Origin of the sequence: Streptomyces sp. GS7, assembly GCF_009834125.1 — a bacterium.
Taxonomy (GTDB): domain Bacteria; phylum Actinomycetota; class Actinomycetes; order Streptomycetales; family Streptomycetaceae; genus Streptomyces.
On the sequence record NZ_CP047146.1, the window covers coordinates 7,869,195 to 7,881,632 of the forward strand.

The window sequence follows — 12,438 nt, forward strand, 5'->3', positions numbered from 1 at the left end:
CTATTCACCCCTGCTCCCCGCCCCCACGGCCAGTCATCGAACGGGAGGCACTCCTCCAATGACCAGCACCGCCCAGAACGTCCCCCGCACGACGAGCAACACCGGTATCCCGGTGGAGAGCGACGAGCACTCGCTCACCGTGAGTCCGGACGGCCCCATCCTGCTCCATGACCACTACCTCATCGAGAAGATGGCCCAGTTCAACCGCGAACGGGTCCCCGAGCGGGTGGTGCACGCCAAGGGCAGCGGCGCCTACGGATCCTTCAAGGTCACCAACGACGTCAGCCAGTTCACCAAGGCGGATCTCTTCCAGCCGGGCAGGACCACGGAGATGCTGGCCCGGTTCTCGACCGTCGCGGGCGAGCAGGGCTCCCCGGACACCTGGCGCGACCCGCGCGGCTTCGCCCTCAAGTTCTATACCGAGCACGGCAATTACGACCTGGTGGGCAACAACACGCCGATCTTCTTCGTACGGGACACGATCAAGTTCCAGGACTTCATCCGCTCCCAGAAGCGCCGCCCGGAGAACGGGCTGCGCGACAACGACATGCAGTGGGACTTCTGGACGCTGTCGCCGGAGTCGGCCCACATGGTCACCTGGCTGATGGGCGACCGCGGCATCCCGAAGACCTACCGCCACATGAACGGGTACGGCTCGCACACCTACATGTGGGTCAACGCCGGCGGCGAGAAGTTCTGGATCAAGTACCACTTCAAGACCGACCAGGGCATCGACTTCCTCACCCAGGAGGACGCGGACCGCATCGCCGGCGAGGACGCGGACTTCCACCGTCGCGATCTCTACGAGGCGATCGACGGCGGCAACGCGCCGTCGTGGACGCTGTACGTGCAGGTCATGCCGTTCGCGGACGCCGTGGACTACCGCTTCAACCCGTTCGACCTGACCAAGGTGTGGCCGCACGGCGACTACCCGCTGATCGAGGTCGGGCGGATGACGCTCGACAGGAACCCGGAGGACTACTTCATCCACATCGAGCAGGCCGCGTTCGAGCCGTCCAACATGGTGCCGGGCATCGGCCCGTCCCCGGACAAGATGCTGCTCGGCCGGCTCTTCTCGTACCCGGACACCCACCGGTACCGGATCGGCCCGAACTACGCGCAGCTGCCGCCCAACCGGGCCCATGTGCCCGTCCACTCGTACGCCAAGGACGGCCCGATGCGCTTCGACCCGTCGCGCGCGGCCCGGCCGTACGCCCCGAACTCCTACGGCGGCCCGGCGGCCGACACCGCGAACTTCGGGGAGCCGGCGGGCTGGGAGAGCAGCGGCGAGATGGTGCGGCACGCGTACACCCTGCGGAGCGACGACGACGACTTCGGGCAGCCGGGGACCATGGTCCGCAACGTCCTGGACGACGCGGCCCGGGAGCGGCTGGTCGGCAACGTCGCCGGACATCTGCGGAACGGGGTGAGCCGGCCGGTGCTGGACCGGGCGCTCCAGTACTGGCGCAACATCGACAAGAACGTGGGCGACCGGATCGCCGCCAAGGTCAACGGCGGCTGACCGCCCTCCCGCACAGCGCCGCAACACGGCACCGCGGCCCCCACCCGGACGGGTGGGGGCCGCGGTCTGCCGCGACGGGGCGGGCGTCAGCCGCCGAAGTTGTTCGGCACGGGGTTGCCGCCGTTGTTCCCGTTGGCGCCGCCGGGGGTGCCGCCGTTCCCGCCGGTGCCGTTGGTGCCGCCGGTCCCGTTGGCTCCGCCGATGCCGTTGGTGCCGCCGTTCGGCGGGCCGGAGGTGCCGCCGGTCGGCGTCGGGCGGCCCGTCGGGCGGCCGGACTCGCTGCTCGACGGGGAGCCGGACGGCGTCGGGGTGCCGGACGGCGTGTGGCTGGGCGTCGGGCTCGGCGTCGCCGAGGGGATGTGGCTGGGCGTCGGCGTGGGCGTCGGGGGCACCCCGGCGCCGAGGTCCGTCTCCAGGTCGAACTCGCCGGCGCCGCTGTCGCCCAGCGCGCTCTGGGTGTAGTCGGCCCACACCCGCGCCGGGTAGCCGCCGCCGTTGACCCGGCCGCCGCCTCCGGTGCCCTTCAGGGAGACCTGGGCGCCGCCGGTCGGGGCCTCGCCGAACATGCCGACCGCGGTGACCAGCTTGGGCGTGTAGCCCACGAACCAGGCCGACTTGTTGTCGTCGGAGGTACCGGTCTTGCCCGCCGCCTTGTACGAGGCGTTCTTCACGGCGTCCGACGCGGTGCCGTCGTTGACCACGCCGGTCAGCACGGAGGTGACGGTGTCGGCCGTCCTGCGGGACAGGACCTGGTCGCCGATCGGGTTCTTCAGCGAGACGCTCTTGTCGGTGCCGTTCGTGCTGTGCACCGCCTTCACGACCAGGGTCGGGGTGACCTTCATGCCGTGGTTGTCGAGGGTCGCGTACGCGCCGGCCATCTGGAGCGGGCTGGCGCCCATGGTGCCCAGGGTCATGGCGGGCTTGACGTCCATCCTGGAGCCGTTCATGCCCAGGCTGACCGCGGTCTGCTTGACCTTGTCCAGGCCGACGTCGGCGCCCATCTGCGCGAAGACCGCGTTGACGGAGTTGTTGGTGGCCGTCTGGACGGTGATCTTCCCGTACTCGTGCTCGTCCTCGTTGGGCGGCGCGAAGGGGATGGTGCCGCCGACGACCGGACGGCGGTTGTGGCCGTCGTAGATCGTGTTCGGGGTGATCGGGACGCCGCCCTGGGTCTGTGCGTGGTTCTCCATCGCGGACGCCAGGATCAGCGGCTTGAAGGTGGAGGCCACCTGGTAGTCCTCGCGGGTCGCGTTGTCGGTGTAGTGCTTCGGGTAGCCGGCGCCGCCGTACATCGCGACGACGTAGCCGGTCTTCGGGTCCACCGACGTGGCGCCGAGCTGGGCGTCCGCGTCGACCGCGCGCGTCTTGGGATCGAGGTCGTCGGCCAGCTTGCGCTTGACCGCCTGCTCCAGCGCCTGCTGCTTGTCCTTCTCGATGCCGAGGGTGACGGTCCAGCCGCCGGCCTCGAACTCGGTCTCGTCGACGCCCTGGGCGAAGAGCTCCTTCTTGGCCTCGGCGACGAGGTAGCTGGTCTGGCCGGTCAGGCCGGGCAGCGGCTTGGGCGGCTTGGGTATCTCGAACTTCTGCTTGGCGCGGTCATCGGGCGACAGCCACTTCATCTCGACCATGTTGTTGAGCGTGTACGCCCAGCGGTCCTTGACCCGCTGCTTGCCGGCGTCGCTCGCGGTGGCCCAGTCGTACTGGCTCGGCGCCTGGAGCAGCGAGGCGAGGTAGGCGCCCTGGGAGACGGTGAGCTTGTCGACGTCCACGCCGTAGTACGCCTGCGCGGCCGCCTGGATGCCGTAGGCGCCGCGGCCGTAGTAACTGGTGTTGATGTAGCCGGCGAGGATCTGGTCCTTGGAGTACTTCTGGTCCACCTTGAGGGAGATGACGATCTCCTGGAGCTTGCGGGAGACCGTCTGCTCCTGGCTCAGGTAGTAGTTCTTGACGTACTGCTGGGTGATCGTCGAGCCGCCCTGCTTGCCCTGGCCCCGGAGGGTGTTCAGGACGCCGCGGAGGGTGCCCTTCAGGTCGACGCCGGAGTCCTGGTAGAAGGTCTTGTTCTCGGCGGCGACGAAGGTGTGCTGGACGTCCTTCGGTATCCGGCTGAGCGGGACGGTCTCGCGGTTGACCGCGCCGGCCCGCGCCATGACCGAGCCGTCCGCGTACTTGAAGACGTTGCTCTGGAACTGGGCCTGCTTGTTGCCGGCCGGTATGTCCACGTACAGGTAGAGGCCGATGAAGCCGAGGATGCCCAGCAGGCAGACGCCGAGGAACGTCCCGAGGATCTTCTTCCAGGTGAAGAACCGGCGTATGCCGGACCTCTTCTGCGCCGGTTTGCCCCGGCGGGCGCTCCCCTGCCGCGCCCGTCTCACGTCCGCTCGGCCCATCGCTCCAGCAACTCCAGTCGTTCCGCCCCCGGATAACTCAGCTGTCGAAGCTAACACCGCATCTGTCAACAAATCCTCATCGATCAAGGCTTTTCCCGACGTGACATACAGCACGGGCCGGGGACGCAACCGTCCGGGGGTCGCGCGGTACGGGCCTGGACCGGGCCAGGCCAAAGGGTTAAAGTGATATCACTTTGCTAGACCAGCGAAAGCACGCTCTGCGGCGCACATCACGCGCCGCGCGGTGCGCCTTCCTTGAGAAACGGGGACCCTCATGCCCGATCCGACACCGACCTCCCACGGCTCCGCACCGGCCGACCGGGCGGCCGCGGACACCGTCGACGCCCCCGAGATGCCGGCCCCGCAGGTCCGCGAGCGGAGCGCGAACAGCATCCCCGGCGGCCTGGCCCTGCTGCTGACCGTCCTCGGCGTCGCCCTGGGCGTCGCGGTGATCGCCGTCGGCGGTGTCATCGGCAACGGCGGCAACAACGCGGTCGCCGTCCCGACCGTCATCGCCGGCGTCGTGCTGCTGGTCGGCTCGCTCTTCTGCATGACCGGCGTGAAGATGGTCGCGCCCGGCGAGGCCCGGGTGATCCAGCTCTTCGGCCGGTACGTCGGCACCATCCGCACCGACGGCCTGCGCTGGGTGAACCCGCTCACCAGCGCCCGCCGGATCTCCACCCGGGTGCGCAACCACGAGACCGCGGTCCTCAAGGTCAACGACGCCTACGGCAACCCCATCGAGCTGGCCTCGATCGTCGTCTGGAAGGTCGAGGACACCGCGCAGGCGCTCTTCGAGGTCGACGACTTCCTGGAGTTCGTGTCCACCCAGACCGAGGCGGCCGTCCGGCACATCGCGATCGAGTACCCCTACGACGCCCACGACGAGGGCGGGCTCTCGCTGCGCGGCAGCGCCGAGGAGATCACCGATCAGCTGGCGCTGGAGCTGACCGCGCGGGTCCAGGCCGCCGGCGTGCAGATCATCGAGACCCGCTTCAGCCACCTCGCCTACGCCCCCGAGATCGCCTCCGCGATGCTCCAACGGCAGCAGGCCGGCGCGATCGTCGCGGCCCGCCAGCAGATCGTCGAGGGCGCCGTGGGCATGGTCGAGTCGGCCCTGGAGCGGATCAACGAGCAGGGCATCGTCGAACTCGACGAGGAGCGCAAGGCCGCCATGGTCAGCAATCTGATGGTGGTGCTGTGCGGCGACCGGGCCGCCCAGCCGGTCCTCAACACGGGCTCCCTCTACCAGTGAGCACAGGCTCCGCAGGGGCGTCCGGCGCCGACCCCGAACGGTCCGCCGGCAGCCGGCCGCAGCAGCGCAAGCAGGTGCTGCTGCGGCTGGACCCGGTGATCCACGACGCGCTCACCCGCTGGGCCAACGACGAACTCCGCAGCACCAACGCGCAGATCGAGTTCCTGCTCCGCAAGGCCCTGGCCGACGCGGGGCGGCTGCCGCGGGGGGCCGGGGCACCGGCGCGGCGGGGGCGACCGCCCAAGGCGCCGCGCACGGAGGGCGGATCCACCGGGGAGTGACCGCGCCGGCACCGGACCGCACCCGCGGCCCCGGAGCGCCGGCGCCCCGGAAACTCCGACTATACATCGCGCGTATACACCTCATGTAGAGTGCTCGGCATGTCGCTACGACGCCACCCCCTGCCCGCACTCCCGGAGGCCCGCGCATGACCCCGGACGGTTCCCTGCTCAAAGCCCGCGCGCTGCACAAGGCGTACGGGCCCACGCCCGCGCTCGCCGGGGCGGACTTCACGATCCGCCCCGGCGAGGTGGTCGCCGTCATGGGCCCGTCCGGCTCCGGCAAGTCCACGCTGCTGCACTGCCTCGCCGGGATCATCCGCCCGGACTCCGGCACGGTGCGCTACGGCACCCACGTCCTCACCGGGCTGGGCGACGCCCGGTGCAGCGCACTGCGCCGCTCCGACTTCGGCTTCGTCTTCCAATTCGGCCAGCTGGTACCTGAGTTGACCTGCCTGGAGAACGTCGCGCTGCCGCTGCGGCTGAACGGCACCAAGCGCCGGGACGCCGAACGGCAGGCCCGCGACTGGCTGGCGCGGCTGGAGGTGGACGGCGCCGCGACGCAGCGGCCCGGCGAGATCTCCGGCGGCCAGGGCCAGCGCGTCGCGGTCGCCCGCGCGCTGGCCCCCCACCCGCGGGTGGTCTTCGCCGACGAGCCGACCGGCGCACTGGACTCGCTCAACGGCGAGCGGGTGATGGGCCTGCTCACCGACGCGGCGCGCGCCACCGACGCGGCCGTCGTACTGGTCACCCACGAGTCCCGGGTCGCCGCGTACGCCGACCGGGAGGTCGTGGTACGGGACGGGATCGCCCGGGAGATGGCGGGCACGGCATGAGCGCGGACACGGCGACGACCGCCGGGGGCGGGCCGCGCGGCTGGGCCCGGGACCTCGGGATGGGCATACGCTTCGCCGTCGGCGGCGGACGCGAGGGCTGGATCCGCACCCTGCTGACCGCGCTCGGGGTGGGGCTGGGCGTGACGCTGCTGCTCGGTGCGGCATCGATCCCGACCATGCTGGAGACCCGGGCGCAGCGCAGCGACGCCCGGCTCCCGATCGACCCGCCGGACACGGCGCACCGGTCGGCGGCGACCCTGGTCTCCGCCGACGTGGACACCAGCTTCCGGGGCGATCCGGTACGCGGTCGGCTGCTGCGGCCGGACGGTGCGAAGGCGCCCGTCCCGCCGGGGGTGGGCGCGCTGCCGGGGCCGGGCGAGATGGTGGTCTCCCCCGCACTGCGCGACCTCATCGGCTCGCCGGAGGGCCGACTGCTGCGGGAGCGGCTGCCCTACAAGGACGTCGGCACCATCGGCGAGCCCGGTCTGGTCGGCCCGGGCGAGCTGGCCTACTACGCGGGCAGTGCCACGCTGACCACGGGGAACGGAGGTCACCGGACCGCCGGGTTCGGCGCCCGCAACGTGGCCGACCCGCTGGACCCGCTGGTGCTGACGCTGTTGATCGTCGGCTGTGTGGTGCTGCTGATGCCGGTGGCCGTCTTCATCGCCACGGCGGTCCGGTTCGGCGGCGAGCGTCGCGACCGGCGGCTGGCCGCGCTCCGGCTGATCGGCGCCGACGTCCGGATGACCCGGCGGACGGCGGCCGGCGAGGCACTGTTCGGGGCGCTGTGCGGACTGCTGGCGGGGGCCGGGATCTTCCTGTCGGCCCGGCAGTTCGTCGGCGGCGCCACCGTCTGGGACATCAACGTCTTCCCGTCCGACGTGACCCCGGTCCCCGGGCTGGCGGCACTGGTGCTGCTCGCCGTGCCGCTGTCCGCGGTCGCCGTCACGCTCTTCGCGCTGCGCCGGGTGAACATCGAGCCGCTGGGCGTGGCCCGCAGCGGCGCGGGGCGCCGTCGCCGGCTGTGGTGGCGGCTGCCGCTCCCGGTGGCGGGGCTGGCGCTGCTGCTCCTCAACGGCAAGGCCGGCCACGGCGGGGTCGATCCGTATCTGGTCGCGGGCGGCGCGGCACTGTTCCTGCTCGGGGTGGCGCTGCTGCTGCCGTGGGCGGTGGACGCCGCGGTGGCGCGCGTGCGGGGCGGGCCGGTGCCCTGGCAGCTGGCCGTGCGGCGGCTCCAGCTCAGCGGCGACACCGCGGCCCGCGCGGTCAGCGGGATCACCGTCGCGGTCGCCGGGGCGATCGCGCTCCAGCTGTTCTTCTCCGCGATCCAGGGCGACTTCATGAAGATCACCGGCATGGACTCCGGCCGGGCGCAGATCCATACGTCGCTGCCGTCCCGCGATGTCGCCACGATCCGGAAGATGATCAGCGAGTTCCGTTCGACCGAGGGCGTCCGGCGCGTCATGGCGACCATCGACGCCTCCGCCACGCGGCCCGGCCCGATCCGCCCGGGCGAGGACTTCCGCCCGACCACGCAGCTCACCGTCGGCGACTGCGCCACCCTGGCCGAACTGGCGCACACCGGCTCCTGCAGGGACGGCGACGCCTTCATCGTCAAGGACAGCACCGGTGCGGTCGACGGCGACTACATCGCCAAGACCGCGCGGCCCGGCGGCACGGTGGACTTCGCCCGGGACGACGAGGCCGGCGACCGGCGGACCGGCCCTCGGCTGTGGACCATCCCGGCCTCCGCCCGCACGGTCGCCTCCCGTCCCGACGCCACGGGACGGATGGCCTTCGGCATCTTCGCCACCCCCGGTGCGCTGGACCTGAAGCTGCTGGACCACCCGACGGCCCGCGCCGTGATCCAGATCGACGCGGAGGTGCCGGACGCCGTCGAGTACGTCCGGAACACCGCCGCCCGGATCGACCCGGGCATGCGGGTCTCCCCGGTGCAGAACATGGAACGCGACAAGCAGTTCGCCAGCATCCAAAAGGGCCTGCAGACCGCGGCCGTCGCGACCCTGGCGCTGATCGCCGCCAGCATGCTGGTGACGATGCTGGAGCAGCTGCGCGAACGCCGCCGGCTGCTGTCCGTCCTCGTCGCCTTCGGCACCCGGCGCGCCACGCTGGGCTGGTCGGTCCTGTGGCAGACCGCCGTCCCGGTCGCCCTGGGGCTGGCGCTGGCCCTGGCCGGCGGGGCCGGGCTGGGCCTGGCGCTGCTCCACATCGCCGGGAAGACCACCTTCGACTGGTCGGTGGTCTGGCCGCTGACCGCCGCCGGAGGCGCGCTGGTCCTGGTGGTGACGCTGCTCAGCCTGCCGCCGCTGTGGCGGATGATGCGGCCGGACGGGCTGCGGACGGAGTGACGGGCGGGTGGGGGCGTGCGGGGCGCCCCCACCTGCATATACACAGCGCGTATACACCGGCGATACACCCCCGGGTAAGGTGGTCCGCATGTCAATCGGTCATACGCTTCTGGGCCTCCTGGAGTCCGGCCCCCGCCATGGCTACGACCTCAAGCGGGCCTTCGACGAGCACTTCGGACAGGACCGCCCGCTGCATTACGGGCAGGTCTACTCCACGATGTCCCGGCTGCTGAAGAACGGCCTGGTCGAGGTGGACGGCGTCGAGGCCGGGGCGGGCCCGGAGCGCAAGCGGTACGCCATCACGGACGCCGGGGTCACCGACGTCGCCCAGTGGCTGGCCCGCCCGGAGAAGCCCGAGCCCTACCTCCAGTCGACGCTCTACACCAAGATCGTGCTGGCCCTGCTGACCGGGCGGGACGCCGCCGAACTCCTCGACACCCAGCGCACCGAGCATCTGCGGCTGATGCGCGCGCTGACCGAGCGCAAGCGCTCCGGCGACCTCGCCGACCAGCTGATCTGCGACCATGCGCTGTTCCACCTCGAAGCCGATCTGCGCTGGCTGGAGCTGACCGCCGCCCGGCTGGACAAGCTCGCGGAGGCGGTCCGTACATGACGCCCGAGGGCTCCCTGCTCGCGGCGGAGGGACTGTCCAAGGCGTACGGGCCGACGCCCGCCCTGGACGGCGCGGACTTCTCCGTGCACCCCGGCGAGGTCGTAGCCGTCATGGGCCCGTCCGGCTCCGGCAAGTCCACGCTGCTGCACTGCCTCGCCGGCATCATCGCGCCGGATCGCGGCACCGTCCGCTACGGCCCGCACACCCTGACCGAACTCACCGACGCCCAGCGCAGCGCGCTGCGCCGTACCGACTTCGGGTTCGTCTTCCAATTCGGGCAGCTGGTACCGGAGTTGACCTGCCTGGAGAACGTCGCGCTGCCGCTGCGGCTGAACGGCACCAAGCGCCGGGACGCCGAAGCGCAGGCCCGCGACTGGCTGGAGCGGTTGGAGGTCGAGGGGGCAGCCGGGCAGCGGCCCGGCGAGATCTCCGGCGGCCAGGGCCAGCGCGTCGCGGTCGCCCGCGCGCTGGCCACCCGCCCCCGGGTGATCTTCGCCGACGAGCCGACCGGCGCACTGGACTCGCTCAACGGCGAGCGCGTGCTGACCCTGCTGACCAACGCCGCCCGGGACACCAGCGCGGCCGTCGTGCTGGTCACCCACGAGGCCCGGGTCGCCGCGTACTCGGACCGCGAGATCGTCGTCCGCGACGGCCGGGTGAAGGACATGGCGGGCCGGATATGAGCCCGCTCCGCCCGGGAGCCGGCACCGCCGGCGGGCGGGGCACCTCGACACGCACCGCTCCCCCATCGCCCGCCGCGCCTTCCCTCCCGCCCGCCGCGCCTTCCCTCCCGCCCGCCACCCGGCGTTCCGGACCCCTCACCTGGGCCCGCGACCTCGCGATGGGGATGCGGTTCGCGGCCGGCGGCGGCCGCGAGGGCTGGATCCGTACGGCCCTGACGGCCGCCGGCGTCGCCCTGGGCGTGGCCGTCCTGCTGATCGGCGCGTCCGTGCCGACGCTGATGGACGCCTGGCACGGCCGGGAGAAGGCCCGCGAGAACCTCGGCCAGGAGCACCCGCCGAAGGCCGGCGACCGCACCGTGCTCTACGCCTCGGCGAACACCACGTTCCACGGCGAGCAGATCCGCGGCCGGCTGATCCGCCCGGACGGCGCGCACCCGCCCGTACCGCCCGGCATCCGCCAACTCCCCGGCCCCGGCCGGATGCTGGTCTCCCCGGCACTGCACGAGCTGCTGGCCTCCCCCGAGGGCGCCCTGCTGCGCGAGCGCCTGAACTACACCACCGCCGGCGTGATCGGCGACGAGGGCCTCCAGGGCCCCCGGGAACTGACCTACGTCGCGCAGAGCGGCACCCTGCGCGAACCCGACGGCTACCGCGTCGACCACTTCGGCAAGAACTGGGACCCGCAGCCGCTGCGGGCGCCCGCCGTGGTCCTGGTGATCATGACGTGTGTGGCGCTGATGACACCGGTGATGGTCTTCATCGGCACCTCCGTGCGCTTCGGCAACGAGCGCCGGGAACGCCGGCTGGCCGCCCTCCGGCTGGTCGGCGCCGACGTCCCCACCACCCGCCGGATCGCCTCCGGCGAGGCGCTGTTCGGCTCCCTGCTGGGGCTGCTGGGCGGCGGCGCGCTGTTCCTCGCGGCCCGGCAGCTGGCGTCGGCGATCACCCTCTGGGACATCAACGTCTTCCCCGCGGACGTCACCCCCGCCCCCCTGCCGGCCGCGCTGATCGTGCTGCTCGTCCCGACGGCGGCGGTCCTGGTCACCCTCCTCGCCCAGCGCGGCATCACCGTCGAACCGCTCGGCATCGTCCGCAACCGCCCGCCCGTCCGCCGCCGCCTGTGGTGGCGGCTGCTGCTCCCCGTCGCCGGCGTCCTGCTGCTGCTCCCGCTCACCCGGGAACACCCCTGGCACGACACCCCGCTCAACACCGTCCGCCTCGCCGCCGGTTCCACACTCCTCCTCTTCGGTGTCACTGCGCTGCTGCCCTGGTTGGTCGACGCGGTCGCCGGCCGGCTGCGCGGCGGCCCGGTCCCCTGGCAACTGGCCATCCGCCGCCTCCAGTTGAGCAGTGGCTCGGCCACCCGCGCGGTCAGCGGCATCACCGTCGCGGTGGCCGGCGCGATCGCGATCCACATGCTGATGACCGGCATGCAGGCCGGCTACCAGGACGCCTACGCCAAGTCAGGGCGGATCCCGCAGATCGGCTTCTGGGGCAACGCCGCCGGCTGGCAGCAGACCCAGCAGGCGCTGACCGCGCTGCGCGCCACCCCCGGGGTGAGCCAGGCCCGCGGCACCGTCATCGGCAGCGTCGGCCGGCTGCCCGCCGCCAACGGCGACATCCCGGCGACCGTCGCCCTCGGCAGCTGCGCCGAACTCGGCCGGCTCGCCCACCTCCCCTCCTGCCGCGACGGCGAGGTCTTCGTCGCCGCACCCGCCCGGGAGGCGAGCCGGGACATCGGCCTCGCGCCAGGCGCCACCGTCGATCTCAACCCCCCGCGCGGCTACGGCGAGCCCACCCCGCCGCATCCCTGGACGATCCCCCCGACCGCCCGCCCGGTCCTGCCCCGCGACCTGTCCGACGCCCACCCCTTCCACTACGACCTGCTGGTCACCCCGTCGGCCCTCGACGCCGGCCGGCTCGGCAGCCCGGACATGGAACTGCGGGTCGCATTCGACCGGGCCACCCCCGACGCCGTCGAGCACATCCGCAACACCGCGGCCCGCATCAACCCGTCGATGTTCGAGTCCTCCTCCGTCGACAACCCGCACGACAAGCAGTACGACGGCGTCCGCACCGCGCTCTTCCTCGGCGCCGTGATCACCCTGCTGCTGATCGGCGCGGGCCTGATCATCTCCACCGTCGAGCAGCTCTACGAACGCCGCCGGCTGCTCTCCGCCCTCGACGCCCACGGCACCCGTCGCGCCACCCTCGGCTGGTCCGTCCTGTGGCAGACCACGCTCCCGGTGCTCCTCGGCCTGGCCCTCGCCCTGGCCTGCGGCCTGACCCTGGGCACGCTGCTGCTCGTCATCATCGGCAGCGCCGTCACCGTCGACTGGCCGGTGGTCGCCGGCATGGCCGGTATCGGCGCCGCGGTCATCCTCTTCGTCACGGCCCTGAGCCTGCCGCCGCTGTGGCGGATGATGCGGCCCGATGGACTGCGCACGGAATAGCGGTAGTTCACGACCTGATCCCGTACGGGTGAACCCGGG

The 12,438-nt window shown here is 72.2% G+C and carries 9 protein-coding genes; 8 read left to right on the top strand and 1 reads right to left on the bottom strand.

Annotation, left to right across the window (positions count from 1 at the left end; genetic code table 11):
* The first annotated feature begins 58 nt into the window (after positions 1-58).
* On the top strand, positions 59-1,522 hold the full coding sequence (locus GR130_RS34110) for a catalase (RefSeq protein ID WP_159508277.1): 1,464 nt from the start codon (positions 59-61) through the stop codon (positions 1,520-1,522).
* Between the two features lie 86 nt (positions 1,523-1,608).
* Here the strand turns inward: GR130_RS34110 and GR130_RS34115 are convergent, their stop codons facing one another.
* Positions 1,609-3,912: a transglycosylase domain-containing protein gene (locus GR130_RS34115; protein WP_159508278.1), complete on the bottom strand. Its 2,304-nt coding sequence runs from the start codon at positions 3,910-3,912 to the stop codon at positions 1,609-1,611.
* Between the two features lie 274 nt (positions 3,913-4,186).
* On the opposite strand from GR130_RS34115, the gene GR130_RS34120 reads away from it, so the two are divergent.
* The 7 genes from GR130_RS34120 to GR130_RS34150 all read left to right on the top strand — a co-directional run bounded on the left by GR130_RS34120 (position 4,187) and on the right by GR130_RS34150 (position 12,399).
* Positions 4,187-5,167, top strand: coding sequence for an SPFH domain-containing protein (locus GR130_RS34120; RefSeq protein WP_159508279.1), 981 nt, complete (start codon positions 4,187-4,189; stop codon positions 5,165-5,167).
* Positions 5,164-5,448 carry a hypothetical protein gene (locus GR130_RS34125; RefSeq protein ID WP_159508280.1) on the top strand — a complete coding sequence of 95 codons (285 nt, stop codon included), beginning with the start codon at positions 5,164-5,166 and terminating at the stop codon, positions 5,446-5,448. Before GR130_RS34120 ends, GR130_RS34125 begins: the two co-directional genes overlap by 4 nt.
* A gap of 146 nt (positions 5,449-5,594) precedes the next feature.
* Positions 5,595-6,281: an ABC transporter ATP-binding protein gene (locus GR130_RS34130; protein WP_159508281.1), complete on the top strand. Its 687-nt coding sequence runs from the start codon at positions 5,595-5,597 to the stop codon at positions 6,279-6,281.
* Positions 6,278-8,650, top strand: coding sequence for an FtsX-like permease family protein (locus GR130_RS34135; protein WP_159508282.1), 2,373 nt, complete (start codon positions 6,278-6,280; stop codon positions 8,648-8,650). Before GR130_RS34130 ends, GR130_RS34135 begins: the two co-directional genes overlap by 4 nt.
* Before the next feature lie 88 nt (positions 8,651-8,738).
* Positions 8,739-9,263, top strand: coding sequence for a PadR family transcriptional regulator (locus GR130_RS34140; protein ID WP_159508283.1), 525 nt, complete (start codon positions 8,739-8,741; stop codon positions 9,261-9,263).
* Complete coding sequence (locus GR130_RS34145; protein WP_159508284.1) at positions 9,260-9,946, top strand: ABC transporter ATP-binding protein; 687 nt, start codon at positions 9,260-9,262, stop codon at positions 9,944-9,946. The genes GR130_RS34140 and GR130_RS34145 overlap by 4 nt, the downstream gene beginning before the upstream one ends.
* Complete coding sequence (locus GR130_RS34150) at positions 9,943-12,399, top strand: FtsX-like permease family protein (RefSeq protein ID WP_159508285.1); 2,457 nt, start codon at positions 9,943-9,945, stop codon at positions 12,397-12,399. The genes GR130_RS34145 and GR130_RS34150 overlap by 4 nt, the downstream gene beginning before the upstream one ends.
* The last annotated feature ends 39 nt before the right edge of the window (positions 12,400-12,438 follow it).

What these genes read in the sequence shown, in the direction of transcription:
- GR130_RS34110 (WP_159508277.1), top strand. Translation starts at nt 59, where the DNA reads ATGACCAGCACCGCCCAGAACGTCCCCCGCACGACGAGCAACACCGGT.
- GR130_RS34140 (WP_159508283.1), top strand. Translation starts at nt 8,739, where the DNA reads ATGTCAATCGGTCATACGCTTCTGGGCCTCCTGGAGTCCGGCCCCCGC.
- GR130_RS34130 (WP_159508281.1), top strand. Translation starts at nt 5,595, where the DNA reads ATGACCCCGGACGGTTCCCTGCTCAAAGCCCGCGCGCTGCACAAGGCG.
- GR130_RS34145 (WP_159508284.1), top strand. Translation starts at nt 9,260, where the DNA reads ATGACGCCCGAGGGCTCCCTGCTCGCGGCGGAGGGACTGTCCAAGGCG.
- GR130_RS34115 (WP_159508278.1), bottom strand. Translation starts at nt 3,912, where the DNA reads ATGGGCCGAGCGGACGTGAGACGGGCGCGGCAGGGGAGCGCCCGCCGG.
- GR130_RS34135 (WP_159508282.1), top strand. Translation starts at nt 6,278, where the DNA reads ATGAGCGCGGACACGGCGACGACCGCCGGGGGCGGGCCGCGCGGCTGG.
- GR130_RS34150 (WP_159508285.1), top strand. Translation starts at nt 9,943, where the DNA reads ATGAGCCCGCTCCGCCCGGGAGCCGGCACCGCCGGCGGGCGGGGCACC.
- GR130_RS34120 (WP_159508279.1), top strand. Translation starts at nt 4,187, where the DNA reads ATGCCCGATCCGACACCGACCTCCCACGGCTCCGCACCGGCCGACCGG.